The 214-nt window shown below is 59.3% G+C and carries 1 protein-coding gene; it reads left to right on the forward strand.

Features of this window, described 5'->3' with window-relative positions; all coding sequences use genetic code 11:
- Positions 1-214, forward strand: a 214-nt coding sequence (locus K5R16_RS22420; protein WP_220740645.1) for a cadherin-like domain-containing protein, incomplete at both ends; no start/stop codon positions are given.

Genomic DNA, 214 nt, shown 5'->3' on the forward strand with positions numbered 1-214 from the left:
TTGCCGGCGACAACACCGTCTATAATGCCGATGGCAGTGACGTCACCCTCAACGGTGTCGGCACCTTTAGCCTGGGCAGCGATGGCCAGTACACCTTTACCCCTGCCGCCAACTATAACGGCAGCGTGCCGGTGATCACTTACACCTTAACCGATGGCTCGGGCGCGACAGATACCTCGACCCTGACCTTGACCGTCACCCCGGTGAACGATGA

This window comes from Shewanella sp. c952 (genome assembly GCF_019654975.1).
Lineage (GTDB): Bacteria > Pseudomonadota > Gammaproteobacteria > Enterobacterales > Shewanellaceae > Shewanella.